Annotated in this window: 13 protein-coding genes; 2 read left to right on the top strand and 11 right to left on the bottom strand. The window is 58.7% G+C overall.

Translation table 11 applies throughout. The annotated features are described in order from the left end of the window. Positions 1-41 precede the first annotated feature (41 nt). Positions 42-245, top strand: coding sequence for a cold-shock protein (locus Q0Y02_RS10425; protein WP_011590014.1), 204 nt, complete (start codon positions 42-44; stop codon positions 243-245). Positions 246-461: 216 nt separating this feature from the next. On the opposite strand, the gene Q0Y02_RS10420 is transcribed toward Q0Y02_RS10425, so the two are convergent. The 5 genes from Q0Y02_RS10420 to Q0Y02_RS10400 all read right to left on the bottom strand — a co-directional run bounded on the left by Q0Y02_RS10420 (position 462) and on the right by Q0Y02_RS10400 (position 9,479). After that, a complete protein-coding gene (locus Q0Y02_RS10420) occupies positions 462-1,127 on the bottom strand; it encodes a SprT family zinc-dependent metalloprotease (protein WP_297767715.1) in 666 nt (221 codons plus the stop codon). 215 nt (positions 1,128-1,342) lie between these two features. After that, complete coding sequence (locus Q0Y02_RS10415; RefSeq protein ID WP_297767710.1) at positions 1,343-4,438, bottom strand: efflux RND transporter permease subunit; 3,096 nt, start codon at positions 4,436-4,438, stop codon at positions 1,343-1,345. After that, entirely contained in the window at positions 4,435-5,556 is a 1,122-nt protein-coding gene (locus Q0Y02_RS10410) for an efflux RND transporter periplasmic adaptor subunit (RefSeq protein WP_297767707.1), read from the bottom strand. Before Q0Y02_RS10410 ends, Q0Y02_RS10415 begins: the two co-directional genes overlap by 4 nt. Before the next feature lie 665 nt (positions 5,557-6,221). Next, on the bottom strand, positions 6,222-7,853 hold the full coding sequence (locus tag Q0Y02_RS10405; RefSeq protein WP_297767704.1) for a fatty acid--CoA ligase: 1,632 nt from the start codon (positions 7,851-7,853) through the stop codon (positions 6,222-6,224). A gap of 246 nt (positions 7,854-8,099) precedes the next feature. Further along, on the bottom strand, positions 8,100-9,479 hold the full coding sequence (locus Q0Y02_RS10400; protein ID WP_297767701.1) for a class II fumarate hydratase: 1,380 nt from the start codon (positions 9,477-9,479) through the stop codon (positions 8,100-8,102). Positions 9,480-9,510: 31 nt separating this feature from the next. Here Q0Y02_RS10400 and Q0Y02_RS10395 point away from each other — a divergent pair, with 31 nt between their 5' ends. Continuing rightward, positions 9,511-10,440 (top strand): GIY-YIG nuclease family protein, encoded by a 930-nt coding sequence (locus tag Q0Y02_RS10395; RefSeq protein WP_297767698.1) that lies wholly within the window; start codon positions 9,511-9,513, stop codon positions 10,438-10,440. On the opposite strand, the gene Q0Y02_RS10390 is transcribed toward Q0Y02_RS10395, so the two are convergent. The 6 genes from Q0Y02_RS10390 to yidC all read right to left on the bottom strand — a co-directional run bounded on the left by Q0Y02_RS10390 (position 10,437) and on the right by yidC (position 19,635). Further along, positions 10,437-12,554 (bottom strand): DUF6160 family protein, encoded by a 2,118-nt coding sequence (locus Q0Y02_RS10390; RefSeq protein WP_366516916.1) that lies wholly within the window; start codon positions 12,552-12,554, stop codon positions 10,437-10,439. The two genes, Q0Y02_RS10395 and Q0Y02_RS10390, sit on opposite strands and share 4 nt — an antisense overlap. Further along, on the bottom strand, positions 12,544-13,194 hold the full coding sequence (locus Q0Y02_RS10385) for a hypothetical protein (RefSeq protein WP_297767693.1): 651 nt from the start codon (positions 13,192-13,194) through the stop codon (positions 12,544-12,546). Before Q0Y02_RS10385 ends, Q0Y02_RS10390 begins: the two co-directional genes overlap by 11 nt. A 26-nt stretch (positions 13,195-13,220) precedes the next feature. After that, positions 13,221-14,522: a hypothetical protein gene (locus tag Q0Y02_RS10380; RefSeq protein ID WP_297767690.1), complete on the bottom strand. Its 1,302-nt coding sequence runs from the start codon at positions 14,520-14,522 to the stop codon at positions 13,221-13,223. A 9-nt stretch (positions 14,523-14,531) separates the two neighbouring features. Then, positions 14,532-16,055: a hypothetical protein gene (locus Q0Y02_RS10375; RefSeq protein ID WP_297767688.1), complete on the bottom strand. Its 1,524-nt coding sequence runs from the start codon at positions 16,053-16,055 to the stop codon at positions 14,532-14,534. A 364-nt stretch (positions 16,056-16,419) separates the two neighbouring features. Further along, entirely contained in the window at positions 16,420-17,802 is a 1,383-nt protein-coding gene (mnmE, locus tag Q0Y02_RS10370; protein WP_297767685.1) for a tRNA uridine-5-carboxymethylaminomethyl(34) synthesis GTPase MnmE, read from the bottom strand. Positions 17,803-17,898: 96 nt separating this feature from the next. Further along, a complete protein-coding gene (gene yidC / locus Q0Y02_RS10365) occupies positions 17,899-19,635 on the bottom strand; it encodes a membrane protein insertase YidC (protein WP_297767682.1) in 1,737 nt (578 codons plus the stop codon). Positions 19,636-19,668: the final 33 nt, after the last annotated feature.

The raw sequence follows: 19,668 nt of genomic DNA, 5'->3' as shown, positions 1-19,668 counted from the left end.
CAAGCAACACTCAAAGTAATAGTTTCGAGGTATAGATTCACATGGCTACAGGTACTGTGAAGTGGTTTAACGAGTCCAAGGGTTTTGGTTTCATTTCTCAGGACGATGGTGGTGCGGACGTATTCGTTCATTTCAGCGCAATTACCGGCTCAGGCTTCAAAACCCTGGCCGAGGGTCAGAAGGTTTCCTTCGAGATCCAGCAGGGCCCAAAAGGTCCGCAGGCTGCTAACGTAGTTGCTGAATAAGCGATTGCATTAGCAAGAAAAAGCCCGCTTCGGCGGGCTTTTTTTATGTCTGGCGAAAAGCAGTTGAAAGTTCAAAGTTTAAAGTTGAAAAGCGCGGAACGGGTGCTCGAGCGTTGAAAGGCCGTGCCAGCGCACCATTACCATTAATCGCGGGCACAGCATTGCCGAACCTGACTGAACACCCCGCGTTTCAACTTTAAACTTTCAACTCGACTCTCAGGGCTGGTAATACGGCTGGTCGAGGAGTTGTTTATGCTGGCGCCAGTCGGGCATGCGGGCGTCCATGAGGGCGTGGAAGCCGGGGCCGTGATCCATGTGTTGCAGGTGACACAACTCATGCATGACCACGTAATCCAGCGCCGCTGGCGGATACTGCAGCAGCGCCATGTTCAGGTTGATGTAGCCCTTGGCCGACAATGATCCCCAGCGAGTACGCATTTTCTTCACTCGCAATGCCGGCCGTGAATAGCCCTGGCTGGCGAACCAGGGAAACTGGCGGGTGATGCTGTCTTCAAACAGGGAGCGGGCCTGTTTGCGCAGCCAGCCTTCCAGCGTCTGTTGCACCGCCGCCTCGCTGTCCGGGTCCGCTACCCGAATCTGCAGGTAGCCACCGGACACGGCCACCGCGCTCCGCCCGGCAGAGACATCCATGGTCAGCGGCTGGCCCCGGAACGGGAAGGACGCGCCATCCTGCCAACGCTGACGAGGCCGGCTGGCCTGGCGCTGCTGCTGACTGCGAATCCACTGGCGGCGACTGTCCACAAACGCCTGCACCATGCGCAACGGCGCCCGCTGCGGCGCCCGCACCTGCACCCGGCCATCTTCCAGCACGCGCAGCTCCAGGCTGCGGCGTTTGCTGCGGATCAGTTCGTAGTCGGTCATGGATACAGCGGCAAGCTACAAGCTTCAAGCTGCAACGCGAAACTGCCGCGTAGCCAACCTGAAAAGAATGGATTCCGCGCCCCAAGCTTTATGGTCGCGGGCACAGCCTTTAATACAGCCGCACCTTTTCTCGCGCCTTGTAGCTTGAAGCTTGTAGCTTGCAACTCCGTCCCCTCTAGTAGCACGCCATCTGGATCACGCCGCCAACGACGCTCCTACTCCTGCGGTTGGCCCATCTCTTTATCCAGCTGCTGCTTCACCGCATCCGCCGGAGAGGCGAACGGGGCCAGCCACTGGTACAACACCGGGATAATAAAGAGTGTCAGCACGGTGGCAAAGAGCAGCCCGCCGAGAATCACCACGCCGATGGTGAAGCGGCTTTCCGCGCCGGCGCCGGTGGCCAGCACCAGCGGAATGGCACCGAAGATGGTGGAGATGCCGGTCATCAGTACCGGGCGGAAGCGCACGATGGCGCCCTGGTAAACCGCCTCTTTCACCGCCAGCCCCTGGTCGCGCAACTGGTTGGCGAATTCCACGATGAGGATGCCGTTCTTGGCCATCAGCCCCAGCAACATGATCATGCCGATCTGGCTGTAGATGTTGAGACTGTCGCCGGTGACCCAGATCGCCAGCACCGCCCCGGCCAGGGCCAGGGGGACGGTGAGCATGATGATCAGCGGGTGTATCCAGCTTTCAAACTGGGCGGCCAGCACCAGGAATACAATCACCAGCGCCAGCGCAAAGGTAACCAGGATCGCCGCTGCGGATTCCTGCAGTTCTTCGGCCATGCCCTTGTAACCGATACGTGCGTCCAGTGGCAGGCGCTCCCGAGCCTGATCTTCCACATAGGTCATGGCCGTGGCCAGGTCGTAGCCGTCCGCCAGGTTGGCGGACAGGGTGATGGCCGGCAGCCGATCCACCCTACGCAATTCCGGCGCATCCCCGGTGGTGGTCAGTTCTACCACGCTGGAGAACGGCACCAGCTCACCGTTGGCGGCGCGCAGATAAATCGGCAACACATCGTCGGGACCCTGGCTGTTGCGTTTTTCTGCTTCCAGCAGCACATCGTATTCACGACCCCGGTCCACGTAGGTGGACGCGGTGAGGGTAGCGAACATGGCTTGCAGGGTCTGACCCACATCGGTCGCGGTGATGCCCAGATCCGCGGCCCGCTCCCGATCCAGCTTTACGTCCAGCTGTGGCTGGGTCTGTTCAAAATCCGTATCAATACTGGTCAGCCCCGGGTTTTCCGCCATGGCCTCCATCAGTGTTTCGCTCCAGGCCAACACCTGGTCATAGTCCGGCCCGGCCACCACCACTTCCAGGGCCTGGTTAAACGCACTCTGACCCAGCCCCGGCGGGTTCACCGCAAAGGCACGCAGACCTGCCACCTGGGACAGCTTGCCTCGCACTTCGTTGACGATCTCCTGCTGGGAGCGGTCACGCTCGCCCCAGTCCTTGAGCCGCACAATACTGAAAGCCCGCTCGGTGACGCCACGGAAACCGACGATGGACAGGGCCCGCTCCGCTTCCCCACTTTCCACCAGCGGCGCCATGATCTTTTCCACTTCCTTCACATGATGCAGGCTGTATTCGGCAGTGGAACCCTGGGGTGCTGAGGCCGGAATAATAAAGACGCCCCGGTCTTCGGTGGGAGCCAGCTCCTGGGGCAACCCACGGAACACCAGCAGCGCCACCACGCACAGGGCCACGCAGCCCACTACCAACGGCCAGGGTTTGCCCAGGGCCGCCGCCAGACTGCGGGCATAACCGCTGTTGAGTTTTTGCAGGGCACGCTCAAACGCATTGCCCTCGCCTTGCAGCTCCTTGACGCTGTGCCGGTGCAACCAGCGGGAACAGAGCATGGGCGCGAGACTCAAGGCGACGATGCTGGAGATGATCACTGCCGAGGCCAGAGTGAAACCGAACTCACCAAACAGGCGGCCCACGTCGCCGCCCATGAAAGAGATCGGCACGAACACCGCCACCAGGGTCAGGGTGGTAGCCACCACCGCAAAGGCCACCTGGCGGGCACCGAGATAGGCGGCAACCAGACGACTCTCGCCTTCGTCGATACGCCGCTGGATGTTTTCCAGCATGACGATGGCATCGTCCACCACCAGGCCGATGGCCAGAATCAGCGCCAGCAAGGTGAGCACGTTGATGGAGAAATCCATGATGCCCAGGCCGATAAAGGCGCCGATGATCGATACCGGAATGGTCACCGCCGGAATCAGGGTGGCGCGCAGATTGCCCAGAAAGGCGAAGATCACCGCGATCACCAGCACCACGGAAATGCCCAGGGTGACCAGCACTTCCTTGATGGAGGCGCGGATAAACAGGGATTCGTCGTAGTTCACATCCAGGCTGATATCCGCCGGCAAGCTGCTGCTCACCGCCTCGATTTCCGCCCGCACGTTATCGGACACCGCCACGGTATTGGCCTTGGACTGGCGGATGATACCCAGGCCGATGGCGGTCTCCCCATTGGCGCGCAACACGGTGTCATCGCTTTCCACACCCAGCTCCACCCGGGCCACATCGCCCACCCGCAGCAGGTAATTGCCCTGGCGGCGCACCACCAGATCCTCAAACTCGTTCACCGAGGACAGGCGATTGTCCGCCCGCACCGTAAAGGCGCGGGACTGGGATTCCAGCTTCCCGGCGGGCAGCTCCACATTGTTGCTGCGCAGGGCCTGTTCAATATCGGTGACGGTGACCTGGTTGGCAGCCATGCTCTGGCGGTCCAGCCAGACGCGCATGGCGTAGCGGCGTTCGCCGCCGATGAAGACTTCCGACACACCATCCAGCACCGCGAAACGATCCACCAGGGAACGCTCGGCAAAGTCGGTGAGCTCCTGGGGGGCCAGGGTGCTGCTGGTCAGGGTTACCCAGATGATGGGCCGGGCATCCGCGTCGGATTTGGCGATCACCGGGGTGTCCGCTTCTTCCGGCAGCCGGTTTAGCACCCGCGACACCGCATCACGCAGGTCGTTGGCGGCCACGTCCACATCCCGGTCCAGATTGAATTCCACACTGGTACGGGCGGAGCCGAGCCGGCTGCGCGATTCGATCTTGCGCACCCCTTCCACCCCGGCCACGGCCCCTTCGATCACCTGGATAATCTGGGTATCGATGACTTCCGGCGCAGCGCCGGCATAGTCCACCGAGATGGACACTTCCGGCGGATCAATGTCCGGGTATTCGCGCACCGACAGTTTCATCAGTGCGCTGATGCCGAACACCACAATCAACAAACTGATGACCGTGGCGAAGACCGGTCGCTTGATGGAGATATCGGAAAGAATCATGCAGCGGCCTCGCTGTCCGCCTTATCGGCGTCCGGCGAGGGGGGGTCCAGCAGGGCCCGCTGCCCCGGCAGCAAGGCCTCAGGGTTATCCAGCACCTGCACCGCCTGACCGCTACCCAGCCGTGAGTGGCCATTGACCACCACATCCGGCTTGCCGGTCAGGCCACTGGTGATTTCCACCCAGCCATCACGACGGCCACCCAGGGTGACCGGATGACGTTCGGCCGTGTTGTCCGCAGTGACGGTGAACACATAGCTCTGCGCCCCCTGGGTAATGATCGACTGCTCGGGCACCAACAAGGCATCGCGCTCGGCCAGCTGTACGGACACGCGCAGAAACTGTCCGGGACGAATCCGGTCCTGGGGATTTTCCAGTCGGGCGCGGGCCGTCAGGCTGCGGCTCGCCGTGCTCACTCGGGAATCCAGATCGGTGATGTTGCCTTCGAACACCTGATCCGCAAAGGCCTCGTTGCGAGCCTGTACCGGCAGGCCGGAAACCAGCCGGGCCAGGTAGCGTTCCGGCACCTGAAAATCTACTTCGATGTACCCCAGGTTATCCAGGGTGGTGATGGCATCGCCGGTTTGCAGGTAACCCCCCGCATCCACCTGCCGTAACCCCACCACGCCGGCAAAGGGGGCGCGAATGGTGTGATCGTTGAAATTGGCCCGGGCGGCATCGCGGCTGGCCTTGGCACCATCCAGGGTGGTGCGGAAGCTATCCACTTCCGACTGGGAAATGGCGCGGCTCTTGACCAGTTTCTGACCGCGCTGGAAATCATTCAGCGCACGCTGGTATTCCGCTTCGCTGCGCGCCAGCTCAGCGCTGGCATTGCGATCATCCAGAGTGACCAGCACCTTACCTTCTTCCACCTTCTGGCCCTGGCGGAAATGGATCTTCGCCACCCGGCCGGGCACTTCGGTAAGGATGGTCACTGCCTGGGCGGCCCGCGCCGTACCCACCGCTTCCACCCGATCAAACAGGGAACGTTCAATACTCGGCGCCAGGTTGACCACCGTGGGCGGACGCTGCCCCATGGGTGCCGGCGCTGGCGCCAGGGCCCACCAGAGGCCAGCACCTACCAGCACCACCAATACCAGGGCGGCGATAATCCGCTTCATGAACGTCTCCAAAGTGTTAGTCGCAACAAGCCGTAAGGGAAGTCTAACGCCCAATTATGCAAGCAATTTGTAGAGGGAGCGTAAAACCTGGATCCGTGACTTCATCGCGGCGCCTGACGGAAGCCTTTGCCGCCACAGAACATTTTCTTCAGTCGATCGTATTCCCTGATACGACGCTTCTTCAGAAAATCCCCTGTGACAACAAAATCTTACGCCATTCATCCACGCTGAAATCACGGGTCCAGGTTAAAGTGACAGGCAATTATGAAGGAAATTCAGTTTACGCGCAGATTCTTGCCGTAGGGGCAGAAAACCAACGGCGCTTTCAGCACAGAGGGCACAGAGCACACCGAGAAAAACCCAGTTCTTTTGTTTATCGCAAATTTGCTCGCCTGGCGGATGACAGCAGCTGCAATCTGAATCCCTGCCCACCACCACAGATTGCGTAGGGTGCACTGAGCTCAAGGCGAACTGCACCACAACCACCATCGCCAGCAAGTTGGCACAGCAGCCATTTTTCACTCTACGCCACGATAAACCTTCTTTGCCTCGGTGTGCTCTGTGCCCTCTGTGCTGAAAAGGCTTTTGATTCAGCGTCTGCTTGGTTCACCAATAAAAAGCCCGCCGGGTGGCGGGCTTCTCGGTAGTGTGACGCCGTGGAGGCATTACACCATTTCGGCGCGCATCTTCTTCTTGTCCAGCTTGCCCACGGAGGTGCGCGGCAGCTCATCCACGAAGATGACGCGGTCGGGGATACCGTAACGGCTGATGATGCCCTTGTCGGCATAGTCGGCCATCAGGGCCTTGATGCCCTCTTCGTCCGCCTCGCCATTCTTGACCACCAGGGCCACCGGGCGCTCGCCCCACTTTTCGTCGGGCACACCGACCACGGCACATTCACCCACACCCGCGTGCTGCAGGATCATGCCTTCCAGGTCGATGGAGGAGACCCATTCGCCGCCGGTCTTGATCACATCCTTGATGCGGTCGACGATCTTCAGCCAGCCGTCTTCGCTCATCACCGCCACGTCGCCGGTGTGCAGCCAGCCGCCGGCCCACAGCTCTTCGGATTTTTCCTTGTCGTGGAGATAGCCCTGAGTCAGCCAGGGGGCACGGACTACCACTTCGCCCTGGCTCTTGCCGTCGTGGGGCACGTCGTTCATTTCCGCATCGACGATACGCAGCTGCACCATGGCCACCGGGCGACCGGTGCGGGTGCGATAGTCCGCCTGGGTTTCCAGGTCGGCCTTTTCCAGTTCCGGGGTCAGTTGCGCCAGGGTCAGCAGCGGGCAGGTTTCGCTCATGCCGTAGCCGGTGTAGATGTCGATGCCGCGCTCCAGGGCGCCCATGGCCAGGGCCTTGGGCAAAGCGGAACCACCAATGATCACTTTCCAGCCGCTCAGGTCGATGCTCTTGGCCGCTTCCGCCTGCAACAACATCTGGATGATGGTGGGCACGCAGTGGGAGAAGGTGACCTTCTTGGTGACCAGCAATTTGAGCAGGGAGGCCGGCTCGTAGCGACCCGGGTACACCTGCTGCACGCCCATCAGGGTGGCCATGTAGGGAATGCCCCAGGCATGTACGTGGAACATGGGGGTGATCGGCATGTAGACGTCGTCTTCGTTGAAACGTCCCTGGCCCACACCGGCCATGGAGGAGCGGCCGGCAAAGGTGTGCAGCACCAGCTGACGGTGAGAGAAGTACACGCCCTTGGGCAGGCCGGTGGTGCCGGTGGTGTAGAAGGTGGTGGCACGGGTGTTTTCGTCCAGCTCCGGGAAGTCGAAGCGGGCCGGCGCCTTGGCCAGCAGCTCTTCGTATTCGCCAGCCAGGGGCAGCGCATCGCTGCTTTTTACGCCATCGTCGTCGAGCAGGATGTAGGTCTTCACCGGCTCGATGCGATCCTTGATGGCTTCCAGGATCGGCAGGAATTCGCTGTTCACCAGGATGGCATCATCCTCGGCGTGGTTGATGGTGTAGAGCACCTGTTCCGGGCTCAGGCGCACGTTCACGGTGTGCAGCACCGCCCCCATCATGGGGATGGCGAAGAAGGCTTCAAGGTAACGGTTGGTGTCCCAGTCCATCACTGCCACGGTGTCGCCGGGCTTGATGCCCTGGGCGGCCAGGGCACCGGCCAGACGGTGTACCCGCTCTTCAAATTCCCGGTAGGTGAAATCCCGGTCACCGTAGGTGATGGTCTGTGCCGGCGCCTTTTGCACGCCCGCTTCGAGAATACGGTTGATCACCAGCGGCGGCTCCACGGCGGAAGGGCTGCGCTGGATGGTGAGGTTACTGCTCATAGTGGCTCCGTTACCTTGTTATTCTGGCGATATGGGCGGGGCAAGGCGCCCATACCTGTGAGTATGTAAGGCGTTCAAGACTGACACAGTCCCCCGCACGGGTCATCCGTTCAGCTGCGCCCGAGGTAACAAAATACTACCCGGTGTAGACGCTGTGTCTAGCGCGAGTTGCGAGAAGCGAGTCACGAGGAGCGAAAAGCTGTGCGTAGGGTGCACTAAGCCTAAGGCGAACTGCACCCTACGGATTCAGGGGCGCGTCAGGGTTTTCGGGTCCAGCAGTTTTTCCAGCTCGGCCCGAGACAGGTCTGATTGCTCTTCGGCCACGTCGATCACCGGCCGGCCGCTGGCGAAGGCCTCCTTGGCAATCTTCGCCGCCTTCTCATAGCCGATCACCGGATTCAGAGCGGTGACCAGAATCGGGTTCTTGCCCACGCCCTCGGCCAGACGGTCTTCATTGAAGGTCATGTCGGTAATCGCCCGGTCGGCCAGATTACGGCAGCTGTTGGCCAGCCAGGCGGTCATGTCCAGCAGGTTGCTGGCTACCAGCGGCAGCATCACATTGAGCTGGAAGTTGCCGCTCTGGGCCGCCACCGCATTGGCCTGGTCCAGCCCCATCACCTGGGCCGCCACCATGGTCACCGATTCGCAGATCACCGGGTTCACCTTGCCGGGCATGATCGAGGAACCAGGCTGGGTGGCCGGCAGCTGCAGCTCGCCCAGGCCATGGATGGGGCCTGAGTTCATCCAGCGCAGGTCGTTGCTGATCTTCATCAGCACCACCGCCAGCCCGCGCAGGGCCGCGGACAGATTGAGCGGTGCATCCAGCGCACTCTGGGCCACAAAGGGGTGCGGCATGGGCCTGAAGGCCAGCCCGGTTTCGTCCGCCAGTTGCTCCGCAAAGCTGGTCGCAAAATCCGGGGGGGCATTGATACCACTGCCCACCGCCGTACCGCCCTGGGGAATGGCCAGCAGTTCGTCCCGGGCCCGGGCCAGCCGGCTGCTGGCATCCTGTAATTGCAGCACCCAGGTCTGCAGTTCCTGCTCTACGGTCACCGGCATGGCATCCATCAGATGGGTGCGGCCGGTTTTCACCAGCTCGCGACCTTCACGGGCACGCAGCCCCAGAGTCGCGATCAGGTGCTCCAGACCGGGGAGCAATTGCTCGGTGACGGCCAGCACGGACGACACATGAATGGCAGTGGGAATGGTGTCGTTACTGCTCTGCCCCAGATTCACATCATCATTGGGATGAATCTCGACACCGGCGTCGGCGCACAGGTGGGCAATCACCTCGTTCACGTTCATGTTGGTGCTGGTACCGGAACCGGTCTGGAAAATATCCACCGGAAACTGGTCCAGATGGTGGCCGGCGAGCAGATCATTGCAGGCACCGACGATGGCGGCCTGCTTGTCCGCCGGCAATTGTTCCAGCTTGAGATTGGCTTCCGCTGCGCAGCGCTTGATGCGCACCACTGCCAGAATGAAACGCTCCGGTAACGGGCGGCCGCTGATGGGGAAATTATCCACTGCTCGCTGAGTCTGCGCGCCCCAGCGAGCGGCTTTGGGTACCTGCACCTCGCCCAGGGAATCGGTTTCGATACGGGTGTCGGTGTCGTGGCCGCTCATGGTTGCCTCCTGGCAATGCATTTTCTTCATCATGGCACGGGAAAAATATCAGATCATCCATCTCGCCTTCACCACATCATGGCGTTTCGCCATGGACACTACCGGTATGGTCCCAGATTCCCAGCGCTCCCCGGTCGATCCAACCCTGTTTGCTGACCTGCCCGCCCTCCCCGGTATTTACCGGTTTTTCGGCGAGCAGGACGAGCTGCTCTATGTGGGTAAAAGCATCAACCTGCGGCAACGGGCAAAAAGCCATTTTTCTGCCCGGCATCGGGATAAGAAGGAAGGCCGGCTGTGCTACCTGACCCGCCGTATCGAGCATCAGGTCACCGCCGGCGAACTGGGCGCCCTGCTGCTGGAAAACCGGGAGATAAAGCAACGCCAACCGATCTTCAACCGCCGCCAGCGCCGGTATCGCCAGCTGCATACCTGGCGACTGGAAACCGATGCTCGTGGTTTTCTGGTTCCGGTGTTATATCGGCCGCTGGCAAACAACGACGGCTGGCACCAGGACAGCTATGGCCTGTTTCGCAGCCCACGGCAGGCAAAAGCCATGCTCGACAGCAAGGTGCGCGATGCCGGACTTTGCCCGCGGATCTGTGGCCTGGAAGGCAGCGGCAAGGGCGCCTGTTTTGCGCACCAGCTGGGCCGGTGCCGGGGAGCCTGTTGCGGCAAGGAAACGGTGGAAAGTCATGATCAGCGGTTACGGGCGACTCTGGAAGATCAGCATATCCAGGCCTGGCCCTATACAGGGGTGCTGGTGATCCGTGAGGAGAACGGGCAACAAACGGACTACCATCTGATTGATCAGTGGTGTCATCTCACCACCGTGCAGCGTGAGCCGGAAACGGCGGCGGTGATGCCGGATACAGATGCCAGTTTCGATCTGGACAGTTACCGCATGCTGATCCGGTTTCTGAATCAGGGAATCGAGCATTTTGTGTTGGCGCCAGACAACTAAGGCGGCGGTACCTTGGCAATGATTTCACTGTGCCAGGTGCCGCCGGGCAAGGCGATGCGACCATACTGCTGATCACCGAATCCCACCTGCCCCACCAGCGGGTTGCCACCGCCGCTTTGACCAAAGTCGGCACTCTGCCCCAGCAACAGTTCATTTTCGATGGTCAGGCTGGGCAAGCCGTCACTGTTCTGATCGCCGGATTTCAACACCACGTTGCCGTTTCGCCAGCCGATGCTACCGCTGACATTGGATAGCCGGAACGCTGACTGAGGGCTGGATACCTCTGCCAGTGACAGGTACGCATTGCCGTCCAGGTTCATATAACCATCAAACCCCAGGGTTGCCAGACCATCGGCAGTGGCCGGGTAGAGTACGAAACGAAACTGGTCCGCGGACAAATTGAAATCCCACAGCGCCACCTTGGCGGTGGACCCGCCAAGGTCACTGAGATTGCCCGCCCCGAGCAGACCCCGCACCTGATAGTGCGACAGGGTATCGGTGCGCAACATGATTCCTGACGCAAGGTCCGGAAAGGCGGTATCTGTTTCTCCCAGCGTTAAATAAAGATCCCGGGCTTTCCAGAGTAGATCGTTATTCATCAAACCCACGGCCACCTCGCTGCTGGTATTGGCGAACAGGAAATGGGAGTGGGTCTGCCAGTTATTCGCCGCCGCCGCACGCACCAACGGGTCTGCGCTATTGGCCGCGTCCCAGAATCCTGGCGACTGCACCATCACGGTAGCGTCTGCCCGCAGCCCCACATTGCCGGTGGGCCCTTGCGGGTAAGCCAGGATATCGGCATCGAGCTTGCCCAGGGTGAGGACAACGCCCCAGTCATAGCTATCTGACCAGTCGCTGGTGGGATTGGTGACAGTCAACTGTTCACTGTAGGCATGCAGGTGGCCATTGCGCAGCAGGACGGCAAACGCCGATTCACCGGGGGCGACCCGGGTGGGATGAAACCCGCCCCCCGCACTGGTACACAAACCACTATCCGGCTGGCCGCTGGTAAAGCCCCCCCCAAAGCACAGGCCTGCCGGGCCGGTGTTGTTCTGCACCACATCCAGAATCGCATCCACGGCGAACATGGGGCCGGGGCTATTCCCCAGTCGGCGCCAATTCACCAGCTCCATGCGGGTACGATCCCCGTCCGCATGGCCCAGGCGAAGCTGGAAATCCGTGTCGTAGTCCCACTGGCTCTGAATCATCAGGCCCTCTGAGCGTGGCGTATTGCTTCCGGCATAATCCCAGTTGCCATTCGGCGCTGTACCGTCATAGCCATAGCCGACCCCACCGGCAGACACCCGCACACGGGCGTCTTTCAGGCCACCTAGCCAGGCGCCGTAAAGCAGGGGCTGACGATCCGTTCGATCAAAATTTGTCGGCGCCGCCTTGTACATCAGGTCGAATTCCAGCGCGGTATAGGTGTGATCCGCTTCCAGCAGCAAGCCATTGCTGTCGATACCGATGATGCCAGTGGCGGGCGCATGCCCCCCGGCCGGGCCGTTGGTAAAACGGTTCTGTATCATCAGATTGCCAATGCTCATCTCGGCACTGCCTGCCTCGCCCTGGCGGTATATCCAGTCACCGGTCATGGAAAAATCCAGATTGGCGTGCTGGCTATTCGCGCTGAAAAGCCCCCGGTTCACCAGCGCCAGGTTGCCTTGCGAATACAACCCGACCTGGCCCAGCGAGTGCCCTGCATAAGCGGGGTTGGTCCCGGTTTGCAAGGTCATCCCGTCCAGGGTGAACAAGGAGGGCTGCCAGCCATACTGCAATGCCACTAGAGGAACAGTGCCATCACTGCCTACATCCAGCTGCAGCTGTGCACTCAGAGGATTGCCGTCGCCCTGCAGGGTGAGGCCATTCAGTTGCGTGCAGGCATGTTGGTCCGTCACACCGCCACTGCAAGATCCGAATGGGGCGTTACCACTATCGGTTATCCAGTTCAGCTGTTGGGCCTGGATGACGCCACTGTTTTCCAGGTTGACGGTGAGACCGTCCTGGCCACGGATATTGGCCAGGCCAGTGTCATCGATAGGCGTCATGGCAGTGAGCGCAGCAGAAAGAAGTAATAGTGTCATGACCAACAGAAGACGGTTATCAGAAACCATACAAAAACGCCCTCCCGTCAAACCGCATCTGCATGTCGCCGTTGGCGCTCGCCGAATCACTCATTCTAAACGCCAGTGCACTACCAGGATTGTTGTCCAGCATGAAACCGGGCGTAGCGCCATCGTCCACTTCCACAGCCATGCGTCCGATATTCAGAAAGGTATGCATGTCCTGGTATTCCCCCGGCCCTTTCGCAAACGGATAATCCATCTGAATTGCCGGAAGGCCATCCGGGTTACAGGGGGAAAGCAGGCAGTTACCGTCAGCATCTTCAAAACGACTCAGGTCCCGGTAGCTGGAACCGCTATTACTCAGATAGGCCCCTTCCAGCCGGACATCTTCAATGGCCAGGCTGCCATAGAATTCCTTCAGCACCAGCCAGTTCCCTTCCCTGGCCACAAACTCCAACCCCAGACGACAGGGGTCCGGGGTGCCGTTACAACCGATATCGGGCGTATTGTTCTCCCCAACGTTGTTTCGCAATCGCAGAGTTATCTGAATCGCATCACCCCCAGTGACAAGTTGCAGTTCATTATCTTCCAAGGGAACCATGGAGTCGGTTTTCCCGATTTGCGGATAGAAAACGCTTAGCAGCAACCACAACGGCACCAACAGAACAGGAATGTATTTCGAAGGCATACCGTATCCAGACATATTTCCCTCTCTCAGCAGAACAGGGTGCTGCCGTAGCAGTTTTGTTTCGGCGCCAGATCAAACTCCGGGTGTTCCAGCAACAACCCCGGCGCACCGAGCAATGCAATAGCCTCATCAATGCCGCGGTTGCCTAGATCTGCATTGGGGTTGTAAACATCCAGCAGTTTCACGGAAGGGGCATTGAGCCACCAACCGGTATTGGCCGGAACCGCATAGCCGCTTGAGCAACGGGGAGTGGCATTACTGGTGGCACAGATATCAAAGGCGCCAGGAGGTAACTCTGCCGTCGGCGTCAGTTTGCTGTAACGCGGGTAGGCAATAGGCTCTCTCTGGAAGGAAAGAAAGAAATCCGAGGTATCTTCAAAGGTCAGTTTATGAACGTTACGAAGGTCGGTATTGAGGCTTGCAAAAACCGTATCCATTACTGCTTCCGCGGCACAGGCAAGGGGGTTAAAAAAACCACAACTTCCCCCCAGGAACTCGAGATTGTTGGTTTTCAGTTCCGCAGCTTGCAAGCCAAGCGTCTGCATTCTGGTGCCGGCGATATCGACAAAGAGTGCATCAGCAAGATTATTACCGCAGTCATCATGTCCAATGCTGGTCCTTCCCGTACAACCGGTTGCTCTTATAGTAAAGATACTCAGCAATCTGGCCTCAATATCCATGGTCAGTGACAGTTCGGAGCCCAGAAAACCGCTGACGCTGTTTATCCCGGAATGGCATCCCACAACGCCAGAGCCTGTCACCGCACCGGTATTACAGGTAGTGGCAAACGCTGTGTTTTCCTGATTCACAGCATTATTCGTGTAATACCGCCGCCCTGCACTGATTGCCCCATCTGCGGATTGCGCGCCAATTTTTATCCCGGCAATCTCGCGTAATGTCGTTGAGTCATCATTCTTAACCGCGAACTCGATATAAGGCCTGTCCAGTGTAAAAGGGCTTCCTGGATCGCCGATATCGGTGCCGTTTCTTCCCATCAGGCTCAGGTAATCAATATCGATATCACAACCTGCATGACCAGAAAGGTGGTCGTTAATCCCACCACAGCCAAGCTGTAACTTTGAAACGTTAAGATTCAACTGAAGCTCACCGTCCAGACCAATCCGATAGAACTCAAAGGGTGTTGAGTAGGCATTGGGATTGGATAATGCGCTGCCCGATATTTTGTCGGAAACGATCAGCCCCTGACCCGTAACAGCTCTCATCTGATCCTCATCAAGTGGACTCATCCCTCCAGCATTGAACGCGTAGCAAGATGAAACCAGGAACAACATGATCGCGGCTGATATTTTTTTTATTTTATTTTTCATGAAAATTGCCTAGTTCCCCGCACCATAGCTGGTAAATTTCATGTAATTCACCTGTAAACCTTCCGCTCTGGCATCCCCAAGGTTTGCAGCTCCAGTACGAATAACGGGAAGAGTGTTGGTGCCGGGAACTCCCAATAGCGTTGATGGGTTAATCTTGTTCACCGTCGTGTAATCAGACCCGGCACTGATGTTGTAGCTGCCGCCGTAGCCACACTGGTAATCACTCCCGTTATTGGCGGTACAATTAACCGCCTGACGATAGTAGCGATCCGCAACACTTCCGGTGCCTCCACGCGGGGCATAATCACCACAATTACTTCCCCCCGGGCAGGAGTACTGATCCTGTCCAGGCCGAACATCCACCGCCGTGATCATGTAAGCGAACGCATCGAAGTCATCACAGCTTTCACACTTGCGAAAGAAGATGCCGTCATCGGTGTCGTTATAGGCATTGCGATTGGGAGTAACCGTTGTCGATATCGGTGGACATCCAACCCCTCGACAGGGATACCAGTCTCCCCAACGTGAATAGCCATGGGTGACAAAATACGAATCATCCACCGCATGAGAAGGCGTTGCGCCAGGCGTATTGCTCAATAACGCTGCCCGGGCAGTGATATAGCCGGCATCGGCACTGTCCGGTACTGCCAGAGAATAGAAATGATCATGAACCGCTGTATGGGTAGGAACATCGGGAAGACGGGGAATTTCCAGAATGAAATTCCCATCCTGGGACGGCACCGTATCCAGGGTCAGCGCCTGATAGTAAAGCTGTCCCAGCGGAACATAGGCATCCACATTTTTGAAATGCAGACCTTCAAGGGCATCAAACCTGACCGGTTGCCCCACCACATCGCTAGCGCCCGGACCATCATGCTGTGCCGCAGAAAACCGGAAGTCTCCCTGCAGGCGACTGTGGTAAAGGATGGCGAAGGTTTCGTTACCCGGTTGGGTAAACTGGAAAAGACGGAAGGCTGAATTGGCCGCATTACCGCGAATGATGGTCTGGGTTTTCAACAAATCCCCGGTACCCACGGCCAGGTTGTCATTATTGCCGGAGCGACCTACTTCCAGTTCTCCCCAGAAGGAAAAGGTGTAATCCGGCTGGGCACTGGGCGCCAGATATTCATAGATGGTGCTGTCCGGGTTATTGGGATCACTGTTGAGGACGTTGCCATCGTAGCTGACTCCCCTGGGTGAAAATGCGCGTAACAGGTAAGGGTTATCATGGGGTGCAAAGTCACTGATTAACCCTCCTCTGGGGCAGCCGAGGCTTGAGGCATCACAGGACGTGCCGAAATTGCCGCCAGTTTCATCCCAGTGAAATCCACCGGTACCCGCACCGGAAATGTTCACGCCATACCAGCGCAGATCCCCCCGTTGCAGCGTGGTGCTGCCTACCGGATCTGACCCCACCTGCTCGAAATAACTGGTGGGCTTGATCAGCCAGCGGAAATCCTCAAAGCCGATAGCCAGCCCGGTGCCGGTCACCTGAGACAGGCTTTCTTCATCCAGGGATTGCAGTGCAGACATCCCTGGCATCGGGGCAGCCGCGAGCACAACCATCAAAACACGGGATAACCTGATGCAGGTTCTGTCATTGAGTCTGGTGAGCATGCTCACCTCATTGCGTTGTTATTGTTTTATGTACAGCCATTCATTTTTGTGACTGCTCGGTCATACGAAACTAACGCAACCAATATGCAACTCAATGCTCAAAATAAAACAATGTGTTTACCGTACAGGTAGGCTTTTGATTTGAAAGGGCTTCGCCGCTTTTTTATGCGATGAGCGGTTTGGTCAGAAATGGAGGATATTGGGTCAACCAGAAAGGCTGTGGGTAACTATTGTAGGCGGAGAGCACTGCGCCTGACTCCATGGCAGAGATAGCGCTCTTTTATTTACCAATACAGAAGGAGGAAAAAATACGCCCCAGCAGATCATCGGCAGTAAAGGCACCGGTGATTTCTTCCAGGGCTTTCTGGGCGGCGCGCAGGTCTTCTGCCAGCAATTCGCCAGCAGCGTGACCGTGCAATTGCTGCTCGCCCTTGTCCAGGGCGGCCAGGGCCTGCTCCAGGGCAGTGATGTGGCGGCGGCGGGCGGAGAAGCGGCTCTGCCCTTCGCCCTGGCCCATCCCTTTAAACCCCGCAGCGTCTTTCAGGTGATCGCGCAGATCAGAGAGCCCTTCAGCGGTGGTGGCAGAGATCACGAAGCTGCCGTCATCACGGGGGCCGGTGGCCATGCCGGACAAATCGGCCTTGTTGAGCACCACGGTAACCGGCAGATCCAGATTCTCCAGTTGTTGCTGACTCTGCGGCAGCAAGCTGTGGATATCTTGTGGATTAACTTCACCCTCGCGGGAATCCACCATGACCAGCAAACGGTCCGCTTTTCTCATTTCCGCGTAGGCGCGGCGAATCCCTTCCTGCTCCACCACGTCAGCGCTGTCACGCAGGCCGGCGGTGTCGATCAGGTTAAGCGGCATGCCATCGAGCTGGATAGATTCGCGCAGCACATCCCGGGTGGTGCCGGCGATATCCGTGACGATGGCAGCATCGAAACCGGCCAGGGCATTCATCAGGGAAGACTTGCCGGCGTTGGGTTTGCCGGCGATCACCAGGGTCATGCCTTCCCGGACCAGGCGGCCCTGGTTGGCCTCCTCCAGCACCCGCAGGCACTGCTCGCGCACGTCATGCAGATCGCCAGCCACCTTGCCATCGGAAAGAAAGTCGATCTCCTCCTCCGGGAAGTCGATTGCTGCTTCTACATAGATGCGCAATCCGATCAATGCCTCCACCAGACGATTCACCTGGTCAGAGAATACCCCTTGAAGGGAATGCAGAGCAGCCCGCGCAGAGGCGCTGGTGCCCGCGTCAATCAGGTCCGCAATGGCCTCGGCCTGGGTCAGATCCATCTTGTCGTTAAGGAATGCCCGCTGGGAAAACTCCCCGGCCCGGGCCTGGCGGGCGCCGGCGGCAATGCAGGCAGCCACCAGCATATCCAGGATCACCGGGCCGCCGTGGCCCTGTAGCTCCACCACATCTTCGCCGGTAAAGGAATGAGGGGCGGGAAAGGCAATCACCAGTCCTTCATCAATAACGTCGCCCTTGCCATCCCTGAATTTGGCGAAATGCGCCATTCGCGGCGTCAGTGTGCGACCACCAACAATGTTGCCTGCGATGTTTTCGGCGTTAGGCCCTGACAGACGCACCACGCCAACCCCACCCCGGCCGGGCGCAGTGGCAATCGCAACAATGGTGTCCTGGGCAGTATTCGACATGGAGTGATTCTGGAAGGCCGTAACGGGAGCATCAGCATAAAACAAAACCGGCCGGGAAATCCCGGCCGGTTTGCAAAGAACAGCGGGGCGAGCCCGTTATCCCTCGTTTTCGATCTTGCGGGTGATCACCCACTGCTGGGCAATGGAGAGAATGTTGTTGGTCAGCCAGTACAGCACCAGACCCGCCGGGAACCACAGCATGAATACGGAGAACACCACCGGCATCCACTTCATCACCTGGGCCTGCATGGGGTCGGCCGGGGTGGGATTGAGGCGGGTCTGCAGGAACATGGAGGCGCCCATCAGGATTGGCAGGACGAAGTACGGATCCATTACTGACAGATCGTTGATCCACAGGAAGAACGGTGCCTGACGCAGCTCCACGGATTCCAGCAACACATAGTAAAGAGCGATAAACACTGGCATCTGAACCAGCATGGGCAGACAACCACCCAGCGGGTTGATCTTTTCGCGCTGGAACAACTTCATGGTTTCCATTTGCGCTTTCTGCTTGTCGTTCTTGTTCTGCTCCTTGATGCGCTGCATTTCCGGCGCCACCTTGCGCATTTTCGCCATGGAGCGATAGCTGGTGGCACTGAGCTTGAAGAAGATCGCCTTGATAATGAGCGTGAGGAGGATAATGGCAACACCCCAGTTACCGACGCCCATGCCAATGTCGATATCCATGCCGAACACGGACACTTCACCACTTTGCAGGAATACCAGCAGGGCGAAGATCGGCTGGGAGATAAACCACAACCAACCGTAATCCACAGTCATATTCAGACCGGGGCTAATCGCCTCCAGCTTGTCCTGCTGCTTGGGCCCGGCATAGAACTCGGCGTAGAGCACCTTCTCTTCGCCCGGCGCCACCTTGATGGTGGGGGACACAAAGCGAAGCAGGTACTGACCGCGTTTTTCCAGGTGAACGCTGGAGTAATGGTTCTTTTGCTGGGCATCAGGCACCCAGGCTGACACGAAATAGTGCTGCGCCATGGCCAGCCAGCCGCCTTGGACGGTCAGGTCCAGCGGGTTTTCTGACATGTCTTCAAAATCGAGTTTGTTGTAAGGCTTTTCGCTGTCCCAGTAGGCGCCACCCAGATAGGTGGGCATGGGGATAAAGCCACTGTTGGACAGACCAGGATCTTCGCTGCCATCACGCTTGATCTGGCCATACAAGGCACCGGACCACTCGCTGCTGCCCTGGTTACGAACAATATGGCTGACACGTACCAGGTAGCTGCCGCGTTCGAAGGTGAAACGCTTGACCAGCTCGGCGCCATTGTCCTGACGCAAGGTCAGATCCACGTTCAGTTCCTGGGTGCCGTCATCCAGTTGGTAGCTCTGCTGGGCAGCACTCCATAGTGGACGGCCAGCGCTGGAATCTGTGCCGTTCTTGCCAATCAGGCCACTCTGAGCCACATAGGTGCGGCTTGCATCCTGTTCGAGCAGCACGAAGGGCTGGTCCGGGGTATCCACATGATGGGGGAACTCAGGCAGCGCCAGACGAACGATATCGCCGCCCTGAGGATCGATCTCCACGCGCAACACATCGGTATTGACCCGAATGCGTTCCTGGCGGGCTGTAGTTTCAGTGGATTCGGCAGAAGGGGCATCAACCCGCTCTGACTGTGCAGAGGGAATACCGTTATCCACATCATCTGCCTGGGGGGAAGGCAGGTCGAGTCCGTCGCCATTGCCTTGCGCGCTCTGCGCAACCTCCTCAACGGGGGCTGGCTGGGTCGGGTTGGCATAATCCTGTTGCCAGGCCTGAATCATCAGGTAGGAAACGATGGCAATGCCGGTGATTACAAGGGCGCGCTGGATTTCCATAACAGACTATTCTGTGGCGAGAAAAACGGGCCG

The sequence above is a fragment of the uncultured Alcanivorax sp. genome, assembly GCF_947258575.1.
Lineage (GTDB): Bacteria > Pseudomonadota > Gammaproteobacteria > Pseudomonadales > Alcanivoracaceae > Alcanivorax.
Note: the sequence above shows the minus strand (reverse complement) of the source record. Positions and strands in the feature narration are given on the sequence as shown.

Excerpts from the sequence above, each read along its gene's own strand:
- Q0Y02_RS10425 (WP_011590014.1), top strand. The coding sequence starts at position 42 with ATGGCTACAGGTACTGTGAAGTGGTTTAACGAGTCCAAGGGTTTTGGT.
- yidC (WP_297767682.1), bottom strand. The coding sequence starts at position 19,635 with ATGGAAATCCAGCGCGCCCTTGTAATCACCGGCATTGCCATCGTTTCC.
- Q0Y02_RS10410 (WP_297767707.1), bottom strand. The coding sequence starts at position 5,556 with ATGAAGCGGATTATCGCCGCCCTGGTATTGGTGGTGCTGGTAGGTGCT.
- Q0Y02_RS10375 (WP_297767688.1), bottom strand. The coding sequence starts at position 16,055 with ATGTCTGCACTGCAATCCCTGGATGAAGAAAGCCTGTCTCAGGTGACC.
- Q0Y02_RS10415 (WP_297767710.1), bottom strand. The coding sequence starts at position 4,438 with ATGATTCTTTCCGATATCTCCATCAAGCGACCGGTCTTCGCCACGGTC.
- Q0Y02_RS10405 (WP_297767704.1), bottom strand. The coding sequence starts at position 7,853 with ATGAGCAGTAACCTCACCATCCAGCGCAGCCCTTCCGCCGTGGAGCCG.
- Q0Y02_RS10390 (WP_366516916.1), bottom strand. The coding sequence starts at position 12,554 with ATGGTTTCTGATAACCGTCTTCTGTTGGTCATGACACTATTACTTCTT.
- Q0Y02_RS10420 (WP_297767715.1), bottom strand. The coding sequence starts at position 1,127 with ATGACCGACTACGAACTGATCCGCAGCAAACGCCGCAGCCTGGAGCTG.
- Q0Y02_RS10395 (WP_297767698.1), top strand. The coding sequence starts at position 9,511 with ATGGCACGGGAAAAATATCAGATCATCCATCTCGCCTTCACCACATCA.
- Q0Y02_RS10400 (WP_297767701.1), bottom strand. The coding sequence starts at position 9,479 with ATGAGCGGCCACGACACCGACACCCGTATCGAAACCGATTCCCTGGGC.
- Q0Y02_RS10380 (WP_297767690.1), bottom strand. The coding sequence starts at position 14,522 with ATGAAAAATAAAATAAAAAAAATATCAGCCGCGATCATGTTGTTCCTG.
- Q0Y02_RS10385 (WP_297767693.1), bottom strand. The coding sequence starts at position 13,194 with ATGCCTTCGAAATACATTCCTGTTCTGTTGGTGCCGTTGTGGTTGCTG.
- mnmE (WP_297767685.1), bottom strand. The coding sequence starts at position 17,802 with ATGTCGAATACTGCCCAGGACACCATTGTTGCGATTGCCACTGCGCCC.